15 protein-coding genes and 3 pseudogenes are annotated in these 14,751 nt (G+C 69.1%); 8 read left to right on the forward strand and 10 right to left on the reverse strand.

Annotated features, from left to right (window positions below; genetic code table 11):
• Positions 1-41 precede the first annotated feature (41 nt).
• Together ACLQ2U_RS12510 and ACLQ2U_RS12515 are read left to right on the forward strand one after the other, a co-directional pair.
• Positions 42-893 carry an LLM class flavin-dependent oxidoreductase gene (locus ACLQ2U_RS12510; protein ID WP_425750764.1) on the forward strand — a complete coding sequence of 284 codons (852 nt, stop codon included), beginning with the start codon at positions 42-44 and terminating at the stop codon, positions 891-893.
• Positions 890-1,315, forward strand: coding sequence for a nucleoside deaminase (locus ACLQ2U_RS12515; protein WP_425750765.1), 426 nt, complete (start codon positions 890-892; stop codon positions 1,313-1,315). The genes ACLQ2U_RS12510 and ACLQ2U_RS12515 overlap by 4 nt, the downstream gene beginning before the upstream one ends.
• Here the strand turns inward: ACLQ2U_RS12515 and ACLQ2U_RS12520 are convergent, their stop codons facing one another.
• Complete coding sequence (locus ACLQ2U_RS12520) at positions 1,316-1,450, reverse strand: hypothetical protein (RefSeq protein ID WP_425750766.1); 135 nt, start codon at positions 1,448-1,450, stop codon at positions 1,316-1,318.
• A 777-nt stretch (positions 1,451-2,227) separates the two neighbouring features.
• On the reverse strand, positions 2,228-2,956 hold the full coding sequence (locus tag ACLQ2U_RS12525; RefSeq protein ID WP_425750767.1) for a helix-turn-helix transcriptional regulator: 729 nt from the start codon (positions 2,954-2,956) through the stop codon (positions 2,228-2,230).
• 92 nt (positions 2,957-3,048) lie between these two features.
• On the opposite strand from ACLQ2U_RS12525, the gene ACLQ2U_RS12530 reads away from it, so the two are divergent.
• From ACLQ2U_RS12530 to istB, 3 genes and pseudogenes are all read left to right on the forward strand, one after another.
• Positions 3,049-3,495 carry a hypothetical protein gene (locus ACLQ2U_RS12530; protein ID WP_425750768.1) on the forward strand — a complete coding sequence of 149 codons (447 nt, stop codon included), beginning with the start codon at positions 3,049-3,051 and terminating at the stop codon, positions 3,493-3,495.
• 139 nt (positions 3,496-3,634) lie between these two features.
• A pseudogene (locus tag ACLQ2U_RS12535) lies at positions 3,635-4,429 on the forward strand (integrase core domain-containing protein); the annotation flags it as partial.
• Positions 4,429-5,212 (forward strand): annotated as a pseudogene (gene istB, locus ACLQ2U_RS12540) (IS21-like element helper ATPase IstB). The pseudogenes ACLQ2U_RS12535 and istB, both read left to right, overlap by 1 nt.
• A gap of 101 nt (positions 5,213-5,313) precedes the next feature.
• On the opposite strand, the gene ACLQ2U_RS12545 reads toward istB, so the two are convergent.
• From ACLQ2U_RS12545 to ACLQ2U_RS12555, 3 genes are all read right to left on the reverse strand, one after another.
• A complete protein-coding gene (locus ACLQ2U_RS12545; protein WP_425750769.1) occupies positions 5,314-6,750 on the reverse strand; it encodes a pyridoxal phosphate-dependent decarboxylase family protein in 1,437 nt (478 codons plus the stop codon).
• 220 nt (positions 6,751-6,970) lie between these two features.
• Positions 6,971-7,429: a transposase family protein gene (locus ACLQ2U_RS12550; protein ID WP_425750770.1), complete on the reverse strand. Its 459-nt coding sequence runs from the start codon at positions 7,427-7,429 to the stop codon at positions 6,971-6,973.
• Between the two features lie 111 nt (positions 7,430-7,540).
• On the reverse strand, positions 7,541-8,731 hold the full coding sequence (locus ACLQ2U_RS12555) for an MFS transporter (protein WP_425750771.1): 1,191 nt from the start codon (positions 8,729-8,731) through the stop codon (positions 7,541-7,543).
• Between the two features lie 282 nt (positions 8,732-9,013).
• On the opposite strand from ACLQ2U_RS12555, the gene ACLQ2U_RS12560 reads away from it, so the two are divergent.
• Together ACLQ2U_RS12560 and ACLQ2U_RS12565 are read left to right on the forward strand one after the other, a co-directional pair.
• The gene (locus tag ACLQ2U_RS12560; protein WP_425750772.1) at positions 9,014-9,769 is read left to right on the forward strand and encodes a hypothetical protein; all 756 of its coding nucleotides are present in this window, start codon (positions 9,014-9,016) and stop codon (positions 9,767-9,769) included.
• Positions 9,770-9,938: 169 nt separating this feature from the next.
• Positions 9,939-10,718 carry a DUF1223 domain-containing protein gene (locus ACLQ2U_RS12565; RefSeq protein ID WP_425750773.1) on the forward strand — a complete coding sequence of 260 codons (780 nt, stop codon included), beginning with the start codon at positions 9,939-9,941 and terminating at the stop codon, positions 10,716-10,718.
• Between the two features lie 156 nt (positions 10,719-10,874).
• Here ACLQ2U_RS12565 and ACLQ2U_RS12570 read toward each other — a convergent pair whose 3' ends face one another.
• A complete protein-coding gene (locus ACLQ2U_RS12570; RefSeq protein WP_425750774.1) occupies positions 10,875-11,771 on the reverse strand; it encodes an NADP-dependent oxidoreductase in 897 nt (298 codons plus the stop codon).
• A gap of 305 nt (positions 11,772-12,076) precedes the next feature.
• Positions 12,077-12,508 (reverse strand): annotated as a pseudogene (locus tag ACLQ2U_RS12575) (IS630 family transposase); the annotation flags it as partial.
• Between the two features lie 361 nt (positions 12,509-12,869).
• Between ACLQ2U_RS12575 and ACLQ2U_RS12580 the strand changes: the two are divergent.
• Positions 12,870-13,028 (forward strand): hypothetical protein, encoded by a 159-nt coding sequence (locus ACLQ2U_RS12580; protein WP_425750775.1) that lies wholly within the window; start codon positions 12,870-12,872, stop codon positions 13,026-13,028.
• Positions 13,029-13,212: 184 nt separating this feature from the next.
• Here ACLQ2U_RS12580 and ACLQ2U_RS12585 read toward each other — a convergent pair whose 3' ends face one another.
• Genes ACLQ2U_RS12585 through ACLQ2U_RS12595 form a run of 3 tightly spaced genes read right to left on the reverse strand, consistent with a single transcriptional unit; the run spans position 13,213 to position 14,737 of the window.
• Positions 13,213-13,659, reverse strand: a complete 447-nt coding sequence (locus tag ACLQ2U_RS12585) for a (4Fe-4S)-binding protein (protein ID WP_425750776.1) — start codon at positions 13,657-13,659, stop codon at positions 13,213-13,215.
• The gene (locus ACLQ2U_RS12590; RefSeq protein ID WP_425750777.1) at positions 13,656-13,952 is read right to left on the reverse strand and encodes a GNAT family N-acetyltransferase; all 297 of its coding nucleotides are present in this window, start codon (positions 13,950-13,952) and stop codon (positions 13,656-13,658) included. The genes ACLQ2U_RS12585 and ACLQ2U_RS12590 overlap by 4 nt, the downstream gene beginning before the upstream one ends.
• Complete coding sequence (locus tag ACLQ2U_RS12595) at positions 13,949-14,737, reverse strand: NADPH-dependent F420 reductase (protein ID WP_425750778.1); 789 nt, start codon at positions 14,735-14,737, stop codon at positions 13,949-13,951. Before ACLQ2U_RS12595 ends, ACLQ2U_RS12590 begins: the two co-directional genes overlap by 4 nt.
• Positions 14,738-14,751: the final 14 nt, after the last annotated feature.

Genomic DNA, 14,751 nt, shown 5'->3' on the forward strand with positions numbered 1-14,751 from the left:
GGTGTTCACACGGCGGGGCCACGCTGGCTAGCGTAGGACCCGTGCAGATTGGCGTGAACGTACCGAACTTCGCTCCGGGTACCGACCCCGACGTGCTGCGACAGTGGGCGCAGACGGTCGAGGGTCTCGGCTTCGACCTGCTGATGGTCTCCGACCACATCGCGGTGACCCCGGACGTGGCCGAGCAGTATCCGGCGCCGTTCTACGAGCCGTTCACCACGCTGTCCTGGCTGGCCGGGGTGACCCGCCGGGTCCGGCTGGGCACCACGGTGCTCATCGTCCCGTACCGGCACCCGCTGCTCACCGCCCGGATGGCGGCGAACCTCAACCGGCTCAGCGGCGGCCGGCTCGTTCTTGGCGTCGGCGTCGGCTGGGCCCGGCAGGAGTTCGAGGCGCTCGGCGTGCCGTTCCGGCGGCGCGGTGCGCTGACCGACGAGTACCTCCGCGCCATGCGCGACGCCTGGCGGAACACCGACGACTACGACACGGCCCCGATCCCGATCTGGGTCGGCGGCAACAGCGACGCCGGCATGCGTCGCGCGGTACGTCTCGGTGACGCCTGGCACCCGCTGCGGTTCACGCCCGGATGGCTGGCCGAGGCGGCCGGGCGGCTGAAGGCCACCGCCGACGAACTGGGTCGCCCGGTGCCCGCGTTGATGCCGCGCATCGCACTCCGGGAGGCCCGTGAACCGGTCACCGCCCCGGACCGGCTCGCCGGTGTCGGCACCATCGACCAGATTATCGCCGACATCGACCAACTCCGTCTGCTCGGAGCGGAGACGGTGCTGCTCGATCCGTTCAACGGCGACCTGACCGAGATCCGCCAGCCCGAACGCGCCTGGCGGACATTGGCGGCCGTGGCCGCATACCACAAATCCCAGGAGGACCGATGACCCCCGACGACGAGAAGTTTCTCCGCCGTGCCGTGGAACTCGCCAGCCAGGCCGGGGCGTCCGGCGAACGGCCGTTCGGCTCGTTGCTGGTCGGTGCGGACGGCACCGTCCTGATCGAGGACCACAACACCGTGGTCTCCGACTCGGACATCACCGCCCACCCGGAACTGAAGCTGGCCCGCTGGGCCGCCCGGGAACTCGCCCCCGACGTGGCGGCCGGCACCACCATGTTCACCAGTTGCCAGCCCTGCCCGATGTGCGCGACCGCGATCGACCGGTCCGGCCTCGGCCGGGTGGTGTACGCCCTGTCCACCGAACAGTTCGAGGAGGTCAAGCCGGCCACCCCGCCGCTGCCTCCGGTGCGGTACGAGGGGCCGGCGCTGTTCGACGAGGCGCGCCAGCCGATCGACAACCACTACTAGTCAGCGGAGCGTTATCACGTTGCCGTTGATCAGGCCGGCGGCGTCGGAGGCCGGATAGGCGATCACCCCGGCCGGGGTGGCGACGTGGACCAGGGCGGGGCTGGTCGCCACGGTCTGGCGTACCGCATCGGTCACCCAGAATCGGTAACCGGCGGATGCACCATGTTGACGGTGACACCGAGGTAGGCCAGCTCCGCCGCCGCCGACATGGTGTAGTTCGTCTGGGCGGCCTTCGCGGCGCCCCTGGTCTGCCCTGGCCCGACACGCTACGACGCGTGCAACCGGTGCCAGCGTCGACCGATGGTCCTATGCGGCCCGGCCGCCCCGCTCCGACTACGCGCCGTGGCCGGCTCGCAGTCGCTCGACCAGCCGCCCCGCGAACGACTCGACCGCCGGTGCCACGTCCCCGCCGGAGTGGAGATCCTTCTCGTGGCCCCCGCGCCGGGCCCGGTCACGCCGGTCCGGCCGGGCCGGGAACGAACGGTCCGGCCGGCCGGCGCTCCCGCCGGTCGGACCAGGGCCCGACCACGTCGACTTCCTCGGCGGATGACGGCGTCGGCGCGCAGGTCGTGGCGTGGAGTCGGTGGTGGCGGTGCCGTCGGGCATGCGGAGGCGGACGCGGAACTTCGTGCCGCGCTATTCCACCCAAGCCATGGGGTTACTCCGATCGGGTCGTGTCCGGTGCGCCGATGATTGACGCCTGACTTCCGACGTGGGGCAATTCGGTGGGGCGTGGGCGTGGGCGTCGGCGGGCGCGGTGACGTCCGGTGGCGGGTTCCGCGGAGACGGCGATGATGGTCAGACCCAGCAACAGGGTTGCGGAACCCCACAGGCCCGTCAGGGTGCGGCACCGGAAGTACTCGCCCGCGGGTCCCGCCAGGTCAGGACCCGACCTCGGCCCCGCTTGCCGGCTCAGCCGCGAATCTTGACGCAGCAGAAGCCAGGCTGCGGCGCGAGCTCCACACTCAGTCCCCGGAGGTCAAGTCCGTCGATAACGCCGCCGATGAGGGCGAGGTTCATGCCGCAAACCAGTTCAATGTGCTTGGCCGCCAACTGGTCGAACGGGCAGTTCGCAAGGCGGATCTCCCGGTCGGAGATACGCGGTTCGTAGCCATGACGAGCTAGCACGCGCGCCGCACGTACCAGGTTGTCATGGCGATCACCACCCGTGCCGACCGCCGAAGCGACGCCTGGAGCGGCAACCTTGCTCTCGTCCGCAGCCGCCGCGGCGATGCGCCGGCCCTCCTCCTCCGCCGCGTCTCGCACCGCGTCCGCGATCGGCACAGCGTCGCCCAACGACCGGTGGATGGCCGTCGCCAGCACATCACCGGCCAGGTCATAGCGACGTTCGGGCAAGGAGACCGAAAGCTGCCGGGATGAGCGCCGATACAGCTTCGATGGGCGACCCGCGCCCGGGCCGGTCCGCCCCGACAGCCGGCGGAACTCCACGTCGAGCAGGCCCTCCTCCACCAGTCGGTCGAGGTGGAATTTCACCGAGTGCAACGGCAGGTCGACGGCGTCCGCGGCCTGCTCGCGGCTGACCGCGTCGGGCTGCGCCGCCACGTACAGGTAGAGCGCGCGACGGGCAGGCTCCAACAGCGCACCAACCCCGGCGACCTGCTCGGCAAGCTCGTCCGACACGACCAGTCCTTTCTAAAGGAGAGACCTATTGACGTAATCTCGGCCCTGGTTCTAAGGTCGAGACTACTCTCTTTTAGAGCCAGGAGGTCGTCATGACCCACACGCGTTTCTCTGCATCATCATCTGCGACGCCGGTCGCCGCGAACGACCGCGCCCATCAGGCATTCCTCCTCCTACGCACGGTCTTCACGGTCGCTCCAATCATCTTCGGCCTGGACAAGTTCCTCGGGTTGCTCACCGACTGGGAGCAGTACCTCGCTCCCTGGATCAACGACATCGTGCCCGGTGACGCGCACCAGGCGATGCTCGCGGTGGGAGTCGTGGAGGTCCTTGCCGGCATCCTCGTCGCGATCAGACCCGCGATCGGCGGCTACGTGGTCGCCGCATGGTTGCTTGGCATCATCGTCAACCTCGTCACCATGGGCGAGTACTTCGACGTCGCGCTACGCGACTTCGGTTTGCTCGTCGGCGCGCTGGCGCTGGCGCGGCTGGCCTCGTCCAACACGGCCCGCGTCGGGACCAGCGAGGACGCACGGTGACGTGACAAGGGGCGATCGAGGAGTCCAGGGCCACGGGCGCCACTCGGCCACACCATCGACAGCGACGAAATGGCGGATACGCCGTGTCGACGCCGCGTGAAAGCTGGATCTGGCCCACTTTCCGTGATCGGGATTGACCCGGCCGTTGTTCCGCCGCCCGGACCCGGCTCAGCGGACCGACCATCTGCCGGGTGAGTTGGCGCAGTGTGACCTGTGGTTCCCGCCGGCGGACGTGCCGTTGGGTTCGGGCAGACCGGCCGACCTCCGGTGCTGGTGATGATCTCGGGGTATTCGCGGTGGCTCTCAGCGGTGATGATCCCGTCGCGGCAGTCCCCGGACCTGCTGGTCGGGCATTGGACGCTGATCTCCGGTTGGGGCAGGGTGCCCAAGGCGTTGGTGTGGGACCACGAGTCCGCGGTCGGGCAGTGGCGGGCGGACGACCGCAGTTGACCGAGGCGATGAACGCCTTCCGCGGCACCCTTGGCATCCGGGTCACATCCAGTGCCGCCCGGCGGACCCGGAGGCCAAGGGCCTGGTCGAGCGGGCCAACGGCTATCTGGAAACGTCGTTCCTGCCCGGGCGCCGGTTCACCTCACCGCAGGACTTCAACGTCCAGTTGGCGGAGTGGATGGTCCGGGCCAACAACCGCCGGCATCGGGTGCTGGGCTGCCGCCCGGTCGACCGGTGGGACGCCGACCGGGTCGCGATGCTGCCGCTGCCACCGGTGGCGCCGGTGGTCGGCTGGCGACAGACGACCCGGCTGCCCCGCGATCATTACGTGCGCGTGGACACCGACCTGGCCCACCGCCAAGCCGCCGCGGACCTGCGCGTCGCCGCCCAGCCCACCCCGACACCGGCCGTTGACGCGCAGGTGCAACGTCGGGCGTTGGCCGACTATGACCGGATGTTCGGCTTGGATGAGGTGGCCGTGTGATGGCCACCAAGACCAACCGCACCGTCACTTCCGAGATCGCGTTCCTCACCCGCGCCCTGAAGGGCCCCCTCCCTGGCCGCCTCCGTGGACAGGCTGGCGGAGCGGGCCCGGGCGGAGTCGTGGACGCATGAGGAGTTCCTCGCCGCCTGCCTGCAACGCGAGGTCGCCGCCCGGGAAGCCCACGGCGGTGAAGGCCGCATCCGCGCAGCGAGGTTCCCCGCCCGCAAGAGCCTGGAGGAGTTCGACTTCGACCACCAACGCTCGCTGAAGCGGGAAACGATCGCCCACCTCGGCACCCTCGACTTCGTGGCATCGAAGGAGAACGTGGTGTTCCTGGGCCCGCCCGGCACCGGCAAGACCCACCTGTCCATCGGCCTCGGGATCCGCGCCTGCCAGGCCGGACACCGGGTCGCGTTCGCCACCGCCGCGCAGTGGGTGTCCCGCCTCGCCGACGCCCACCACGCCGGCCGCCTGCAGGACGAGCTGGTCAAACTCGGCCGCATCCCACTACTGATCGTCGACGAGGTCGGCTACCTCCCCTTCGAAGCCGAAGCGGCGAACCCGTTCTTCCCACTGGTCTCCAGCCGCTACGAACGCGCCTCGCTGATCGTCACCAGCAACAAGCCCTTCGGGCGGTGGGGCGAAGTGTTCGGAGACGACGTCGTCGCAGCGGCCATGATCGACCGCCTCGTCCACCACGCCGAAGTCATCTCCCTCAAGGGCGCACCTTCACCGCTGCCACACCGGCGACGCCCTGCAGGTAGGCGGCGGCAGCATGGCTGAGTTCCGGCGAGCACACCATTGCGGGAAACGGCGGCTGCGGGAACTCGACTTGAGCGCCACCAACGGACTCCACCAGCCGCCGCACCTCGCAGTCTGAGTCCTCAACCAGTAGCGCCGGACACCTGCTCGGCGGCGCGGCGTACGTCGTCGAGCAGTATTTCCATGTCGTCGCGGGTAGTGCGGTAGTTGAGTACGCAGCCACGTAGCGCAAACCGGCCGTTGATGGTCGCGTTCGACAGGTACGAGCTACCGGCCTGCTGCAGCGACACCAGGATTCGTTCGTTGACGCGGTCGAGTTCCTGCTCTTCGACCACAGATCTTGGCCCGGTACGTGGCGCCGGAGGCAGGTAGCGGAAGCAGAAGATGGACAGCTCCACCGGGGAGAGCAGCTCGAAGTCGTCGCTGGCGTCGACGAGTTCCGCCAGATGGCGGGCGCAGTCGAGGTTGGATTCGATCGCTTCGCCGACGGCCTGCGAACCGGCGTGGGCCAGCACCATCCAGACCTTGAGGGCCCGGAAACGCCGGGAGAAATCCGGGCCGTAGTCCCAGAACGTGAACGCCTCGGCGGGCTCGGTTTGCACTACCCGGGTGTAGTCGGCGTCCAGGGTGAAGGCGGCGCGCGCCGCCTCGGGGTTGCGGTAGATGAGACAGCCGCAGTCGGCGGGTAGGTAGAGCCACTTGTGCGGGTCGAGGGCGATCGAGTCCGCCTCCGACAAGCCATCGAAGAGCGGGCGGGCCGAGCGGGCGAGTCGGGCGAAGCCGCCGTAGCAGGCGTCGACATGCATCCACAACCCGTACCGTTTCGCCACTGTCGCGATCTCCGTCAGCGGATCGACCGCACCGGTGCCCACCGTGCCCGCGCTCGCGACCACACAGAACGGATCCGAACCCCCGGCCTTGTCCTCTTCGATCTTGCGTACGAGGTCGTCGACGTCCATCCGGAAGCGTGCGTCCACCGCGACCTCTCGTACGTTCCCGCGTCCGATGCCGAGGAGGGCGGCGGCCTTGCGGATCGAGTGGTGCACTTCCTGGGAGGCGTAGATCCGTAGCGGCCTGGGGTGGGCGCTGACGCCGTGGGTGGCGACCGCATCGCCGCAGTGGCGGTGCCGGGCGGCGGCGAGAGCGGCGAAGTTGGCCATCGAGCCGCCGCTCATGAAGAGGCCAACCGCATTCGTGTCGCAGCCGATCGCCTCCTTGATCCAGCCGATCGCCACATGTTCCAGCTCGGTTGGGGCCGGCGCTGATCGCCAGGCGGGAAGGTTCGCGTTCAGAGCCGAGGCGAGGAAGTCGGCCACCGACGCCACCGCCGTGCCCGGCGCGGAGACGTACCCGAAGAAGCGCGGATGCCCGTTATGCCGGCTGCCAGGCACGATCACGTCGCGAAAAACGTCGAGCAAGTGGCTGAAATCGCGACCTTCGGCGGGCAGCGGCTCGGCGAGTAGATCTCTCAGCTCGGCCGCCGAGGTACGCGGAGCGACAGGCCGGTCACGGATCGAGCCATGGTACGCGGCGACCCACTCCACGGCTTCCATGCCCATCTGGCGGATCCTCCCTGGCGAGGGATCCAACGCGGAATCGTCCCTCGGTGGGCCGGATGAGGTCGATGTCATCGCCGGAGCCTAACTTGGTCTTTAACCTGCGTCGGCTGGGTGGTGACCCCGGCCGATCATGGGGACAGCCCTTGGTTGATCATTCTTCTTGCCTAACGACCTCGTGCGTGATTGGCCGGGGTGCCTACCTGCGGCGATGAAAGTCGCTTCATCCATTGTGGGGTGTGGACGGTAGGGCCTTGAGTGGTCTCGTGGTGTTCTCGGTGCGGTCGGTGTGCTGATGGTCGGAGAGCAGGCCGGCGATGGCGCGGATGGTGGCGTCGAGGTTCTCGCGTCGGCCGTGGTAGCGGCCCAGGATCCGCCAGTTCTTGAGGTGTCCGATGACGTGCTCGACGCGGATGCGCTGTGAGGAGTGCCGTTTCCGGGCGACCTCGCGCGGCGATGACGCTCGGCGGCAGCGAAGTCTGGCGTTTACGGGTATCCGGGTCCACCCACGGTGGTAGGTGGCCGACCTGTCGCAGCACCGCCCGCGACTCGTGCCCTGGATGGCGAAGCAAGCGTGCCGGACGATGCAGCGTTTCGGCTCGACGCAGCCGGCGTGGTGGACGGTCCAGCCCACGCAGCGGCGCAGGTTTTGCCAGAACCGCTCGAGGAGTTGGGCGAGCACGCCCTGAACGATGAACGGCTTCAGCTCTTCTGGCCGCGGGGGTACCCGAATGGCAATGGCCTGTTCGTGGTCGGATAGCTCAACGATCGCTGGATTCCCCGCCGCGGCGGGTCAGCCGGCTGATGTCTTGCTGGCTCTGCGGAGCCCGAGCAGGGCGACCAGGGCAAGGAGGATGACGGCGACGGAGTACTCGTTGGCGGTCCGGGGCAGGCCGCCGGCGTAGACCACGAGGAATCCGGCAATGACGGTGGGCAGGCCGAAGCCGACGTAGCAGACGATGTAGAGCAGGGAGAGCACGCTGCCGCGTTCGTGCGCCTCCACGAGCGGCATGACCGTCTTGAGGCTGCCCTGGAAACCGCCACCGAAGCCGACGCCTCCGAACGCGAGGCCGATGAAGAAGCCGGGGATTGATTCGGTGGTGACCGACACCAGCGTGATGATCATGCCCAGGATGAGGGCGGCGATTCCGGTGAGCATCACGGTCCGCGCTGCGGCGTTGCGCAGCAGGAGAATGCTGATGGTCCCGAAGGCGGCGAAGACGAAGACGACCAGACCGCCGGCCACGATCGAGGTGTTCATGAGGGCGCGCACCAGCGCCGGGCCGAGCGCGCCGAAGAAGCCGGCCAGCGCCCAGACGGCGAAGATTACCGGAGCGACGACCAGTACCGGCCCGCGCACGGCGCGGGGCAGCTTGATCTCCGGCCGCAGACTCTGCAGCGCTCCCTTCATCGGCGTGACCGTCTCCGGCATCAGCACGACCCCGACACCTTGGATCAGCAGGATCACGAACAGGACGACGTACACCAGTCGCGTCGGCGCGGGCAGGTACTGGATGAGCACCGCCGAGAGCAGGGCACCGATACCGGTTCCGATACCGGGGGCGATCGAGTTGGCAAGGGTGCCGCGGGAGCGGTTGATGTCGAGCATGGCGGCACCGACGGCGCCGATGGCGGCGCCAGCCCCGAGTCCCTGCACGCCGCGGGCGGCCAGCAGCGTGGGTACGCCGTTGGCGAAGATGAAGATGAGCAGTGAGATCATCTGGACCGCGATCGCGACAAGCAGGACCGGCCGCCGCCCGACATGGTCGGACAGCTTGCCGAACGTGAGCAGGGACGCCAGCACCGCGACGGCGTAGATGGCGAACACCACGGTGGTCGTGATCGGCGAGAAGTGCCAGCGCGTCTGGTAGATCCCGTAGAGGGGGGTCGGGGCTGCCGACGCGGCCACGAAGGACACGAGGATCGAGGCGAGCAGAAACAGGGATACTCTCGGCGAGAGGCGCCTCGATTCGGCGATACTCATCAGACGTGCTCCTCAGGTGAGCTGCAAGCGGCGGCCCGGCGCGAGCGACCTGGACGCCCTCCTGCTGACAGGCAGCAGCGGACTACCCAATGCGCCCCCTCACACGCGACATGGACTGGCCCGACGTGCCAGGCCCACCCGGTCTGCGGCCAGCCGTGCACCAGCAGCAACGGGTTCCCGGTGGCGAGCGTCGCCGCCGCAGTCGTGCATGGCCCTCGGGGCGGCGTACCCGCCGGTCCGACCGGCGCGGCCGTAGCCCTGTGGGCCCCTGCGGGTGGGCGCGTGACCCTGGCCGGTTTCGTCCTCGCCTCGAACGCTCTCAACCTGGCCGGCCTCCTGCGCCTGCGCCACCGGTTCCGGCTGCTATCCGGCACTTCCGTGGCCATCGGCACCGTGGCAGCGATCATCGCCGGCCCCATTCTGGGAGCAGTCCCGGCCCCGGTCATCCCGCTCGTCCTCACGCTCACCCTCCTGGCAGCTGCGGCCGCTTTCACCACCAAACTGCTCGGCACCTACCTCGGCCCCGTTGGAGTCCCGGTTGCCACCCTGCTGCTCCTCACCGTCGGCAACGCCACCAGCGGTGCCACCACAGGCGTTGATCTTCTGCCCGCCGCGGCCCGAACCATTTCCCCACTGCTGCCACCTGGCTCGGTCGTGCGCGCCATCACCGACCTGACCTACTTCCACGGTGCGCACGCAGCAGGCCCTCTGATCACGCTCACGCTGTGGGCCGTCATCGCTGCGCTCCTGGTCGGCCTACGCCCCCGCCTGACGCGGCGTACCGCAGCCGGCGCGGAAGGTCCGCCAGTCCGACCGGCGGTGTCTCACCCCAGCAGGTACCACCGGCGGCCGGTGCAGACCAGCCGGTGCGGCTCAACGTCGCGCACGGTGCCGCGCGAGCGCACGTGGCGAGGCTCTTCGATGCCACTCACCGAGCTGGACGCGGCCGCCCGGAGGCCGACGCCCACCGCCAGACCTCGTCGTCGAGCAGCAGCGGCATGCTCGCCGGGGACGAACCGCAACGGGTCAGCGCCGTGACCCCTACTGGGTGTCGGAAAAACCCGGCATGCGCCGCGCGACGCGACCGGATGACGGGAGACCGACTGCCGGCCCAACCGCCGCCGCGCGGGCGACGGGTGGTCAGGCATGGTCGCGGCCGTAGCGGGAATCGGAGAGCCGCCAGCAGGAGCGACGGAGGAGACGCGCCATGACGGACCGATCGCCCACCGGGTCGAATGGTGCCCGATCGCCAGATTCGCCGCTGCAGGCGCGGGACGCCGCGCCGGCGGGCGGCGGCTTCGCCGTCGTGGAGATGTTCACCTCCCAGGGCTGCTCGAGCTGTCCTCCCGCGGAGGAAGTGCTGAGCGAGATCGAGCGCGACGCCCGGAAGCGGGGACAGCCCGTCTTCGGCCTCGGATTTCACGTCGACTACTGGGACTACCTGGGCTGGCCCGACCGGTTCGCCGACGCGGCGTACACCGCGCGGCAGCAGGCGTACGCGCGCGCCTTCGGCTCCGGGCAGTTGTACACCCCGCAGATGGTCGTCAACGGCACCGTCGAGTTCGTCGGTTCCGACCGTCGACGGGCGGCGACCGCGATCGCGTCCGCCCTGACGGCGGTAGCCACCACGCCGCTGGCACTGTCGGTCGAGGACGCCGCCGGGGGCACGGGCGGCGGGCACCGGGTGGTGGTGGACTACCAGACCGAGCGGCCGCCGGAGCGGGCGGTGTTGAACGTAGCGATCGTGGAACGTGGCCTGGTAAGCGAGGTCGCCCGGGGTGAGAACGCCGGGCGGACGCTGTGGCAGGACAACGTGGTGCGCGCCTTCACGTCGGTGGGTCTGGACGCCGACCGTGGGCGGGTGGAACTGGAGGTGCCGCCAGATCTTGATCCTCGACAAGCCTCGGTGGTCGGCTACGTGCAGGACGACGGTGCCAAGGCCATCGTCGGCGCCGCGGCCATCGACGTGTCCGCCCAGCCTGGATGAGAGCTGCTGTTTTCCTGCGTCGAGCCAGGGATGGGCAGCGTGAAGGTGCTCGGGCCGGCATCGATCCTGTGCCGACTCCCCGAGGTGTGGTGAAAGGAGCCATCGGCTCCAAGATCCGCGATCCCGATTACCCGATCAAGGCCGCGTGACGAGGCACTAGTCGGCGACGTGGATGACGATCTTACCGCGGCGTTTGCCCGTCTCGAGCGCCTCGTAACCTGAGCGCGTCTCAGTGAGGGGCAGCACGCGGTCCAGCACCGGCCTCAACCGGCCGTCATCGACGAGCTCGGCGATGGAACGCAACGCGTTCTGGTCGGGCTCGACGATGAAGTACACCCCGCGGACGCCGTGCCGGGCTGCTTCCTGTTGGTCGGGAGGCGCGGAGAGGGTGACCAGAATGCCGCCCGGCTTCAGAACCGACCAGGACCGCGACTGCGTGGCTCCTCCAACAAGATCAACGACCACATCCACGTCGCGGACGTGATCCTCGAAGCGGTCGTGCGCATAGTCAATGGCCTGCTCGGCACCCAGACCCTTGACGAATTCCAGGTCGGCCGCCGCCGCCGTGGCGCTCACGCTGGCACCGAGACCGGCCGCGAGCTGCACCACGTAGCTCCCCACGCCGCCGGCGCCGCCCTGCACCAGCACGTGCTGGCCGGCCTGCAGGTCGGCGTGGTCCACCAGTGCCTGCCAGGCGCTCAGCGCAGCCAGTGGGAGCGCTGCGGCGTGGTCATGGTCAACGGTGGCGGGTTTGCCCGCCACGACGGCCGCGGGCAGGGCGACGTACTCGGCGGCCGCGCCATCGCGGGTGAAAGGAATCAACCCGTAGACGGCCTCCCCCTCGGCGGGGCTCTCCACCCCCGCCCCGGACGCCGCGACGACTCCGGAGAACTCGTGCGACGGGATGATCGGCGTGCGCTCGGGTCCTGTCCCGTCCGAGCTGTGCGTCCAGGTTTCCGGCCAGGTGAGCTCGCGGGGCGTCATGGAAGCAGCCTTCACGGCCACCAACACCTCACCGGGCCCCGGCTCGGGCCGCGGCACCTCCTCGTACACGAATTGCTCCGGGCCGCCCCTGGTGTGAGCTCTCACGGCGTGCATCGTGCTCATCCGACGACTGCTCCTTCCCGAACGCATGTCGATCAGCCCGCCGGCCGCTCCTGGGGATAAGCCGCAGGCTGACACCCGCATTATCTGGCGGTTCGGCAGCCGCCCGCCGGACTTCCGCAATCCCTTGCCCCTCGGGCGCAGAAAACGGCTTGAACAGGCGCTCCCGGGCAGTGGCATGCGGCGGTCGTCGGGCGGCGGCGGCGGCGGCCAAATGAATGCGGATTACACGATCAACGTTCAAAGACGAGGCACTAGTGTTTTGCGCCAGAAATTCGCCTACAAAATCGTGCGAGTGACTCGAGGATCTCTTCGGCGGTCTTGGTCCAGGTGAACGGTCGTGGATTGCTGTTCCAGTCCACGACCCAGGACCGGATGTCGGCTTCGAGGGCTTGGACGCTCTTGTGCGCGCCGCGGTGGATCTTCTGCTCGGTGAGGAACCCGAAACCAGCGTTCGACCTGGTTGATCCAGGACGAGCCGGTCGGGGTGAAGGACCGGCTGGGATCTGTCGAGGGCCTGGATCTGGGACTTCTCGTCCACGCACAGGACCACCGCGCGTTCGGGTGGGTTGTGGTAGAGCCCGACCACGTCGACGACCTTTTCGATGAACTGGCCGGTCGGTGGACAGCTTGAAGGTGTCCGCCCGGTGGGGTCTGAGGCCGAAGTCCCGCCAGATCCGCCCGATCATGTGCGCCTGCTGCCCATGAGCGACCGGGACAAGGACATCGAAATCCTGGCGTTGCGCCATCAGATCACCCTGCTGGAGCGGGCACCGCCCGCACCAGGGAATCGCGAACGCACGTCCGTTGTACCCGTTGCCCGCGCAGGTCGCCGACCCGGACAAGCTGGCCCGCCTCGACATACGAAGACGCGATCGCCTCGGCGGAATTCTCCACGAGTACGAGCATGCTGCGTGACCTGCGCGGACGAGGTTTTCGGCAAGTGCGGCGCCTTCGCCGGGCACGCCCGGCTGCCGTACCCGCTCTTGTCCGACCAGGACGGCCGGCTCGCCGCCGGGGTGCTCCTGCCCACCTTTCCGGGCCGGCGTGGACCGCTTCAAGCGGCTCACCCTGCTGGTCGGGCCGGACGCGGTGGTGCGCGCGGCGCAGTTCCCGGTCACCGACCCGGCCGGCGCGATGGACGAGACGCTCGACATCGTGCGGCGCCGCTCAGACGTCAGCAGTTCCGACCTGTCTTCGTCCTGACCGGCCGCCCGGCGTGCCAATGCCCTACGCCGAACTCGCTCGTTCGGGCGGATGGGCAACGGCGGCCTGGTCGACGTCGACGTGGCACCGTCGAATCGGCGAGTCTACGAGAACATCCCTGCCAGGGAATCGTTGCGCGGCCTGCGAACCACACTCCGCCGCCGGGTGACCGCCAGGGAGCTGACTAGAGCTCGACACCACACGATCCGTCGCAGTACGGGGCGAGCCCGGTGGCGCCGCAGGCGCAGGCCGCCATCCGGGTCTCGCGGCGCATCCCGACACCGACGCCGGGCTGATCCGTCCACACCCGCAAGTCGCCCCGCAAGAGGAGGGGACCACCGGGCACCGCTCGTACGGTCGTCACCGGATCAGGTTGCTCGGTGTCGGCACCGGTTGTCGGGCGATACTGCAAGGCCCCGGTCGGGCACCGCCTGATGATGGTCGCGACCTCGTCTCCCAGTGCGGCCCCGGGCAGGATCCATGGGCGTCGTCCGACGTCGAACACCTTCGGTAGACCCCGGACACACTCGCCGGCGTGCCGGCACCGGCGAGCGTCGTAGCTGACCAGGATCTCCGGGCCGGAATACCGCTTCCCGCCATCGAAGGGGTCGTGCGTGGCCGGCTCGGTCACGGGTGCCGGACCAGGTCGGCATACTCGGCATGGCGGCGGATGTAGGAGGCGATGAACGGGCAGAGCGGGGTGACGAATCGGCCCTGCCGTCGCACATCGTCCAGCGACTCCCCGACCAGCCTCGAGCCCAGTCCGCGCCCCTCGTAGGCGACGTCCACCTCGGTGTGAGTGAACACCACACGGTCGCCGACGAGGCGGTAGTCGGCGAAGCCGGCGAGAGTGCCGTCGACCAGAACCTCGTACCTCTTCATTTCCGGATTGTTCCGGATGACGATCATGTCTACGTCACTCATTGTCCGCCTCCCTGGTTGATCGGCCCCGCCACGTGCACCCGGAGCGTGCGTACATGTTCCTCCACGCCGTTCGTCTTCAGTCCCGGCGCCTTGGCACGCGCGCGGACGACGATCCGCCCACGCTCCGATTCCGGGAAGCCGTCGAGTCTGGCTCGGACCTCGTCAGCGTCTACGTCGACGCCGAAGAGCTCGGTGCCTGGTTCGAAGCGTATGCCTTCGGCGAGGGGGCCGGCGATGACCGGGTCGAAGCCGAGTGCGTCCACGAGGGAGGCGACGGCGGCGAGATCGGCGGGGTCGTCGCCGGCGATCGCGACAGCCGTGCGTGCGGCAACGCCTGCGGGGCGGGCCTTGTCCTCGATGTCGTGGTAGCCCACGTGGTTGAACGCCTTGACGACACGGGCGTCGGGAAGGAACGCCTGGACGATCTCGCTCGAGGACGTGCGCGGGTCGGTGAGGTCTTCTCGGATGCCGTCGACCTCCCACCAGTAGTTCATGGCGTCGACGACGAGCTTGCCGCGCAGCGCGTCTGCGGGGATGCTGCGGTACTTGCCGAGTGGCAGGGCGAGAATGACGATGTCGGCGCGGGCCGCAGCGTCGACGGCGGTGGTGGCGACCGCGCCGGGAGTGAGCACCTCGACGGTGAGCGCAATTCTGGCGGGGTCGCCGGAGCCGGCGATGAGCACACGGTAACCGGCGGCCAGGGCGAGCCTGGCGAGAACGGTTCCCAGCTTGCCGGCACCGAGGATGCCGATGGTTCGGCGGCCGTTCTGGGCGGTGTCGTTCATGTCTGTTCCGATCG

The organism is Micromonospora sp. DT47 (assembly GCF_049844475.1).
GTDB lineage: Bacteria > Actinomycetota > Actinomycetes > Mycobacteriales > Micromonosporaceae > Micromonospora.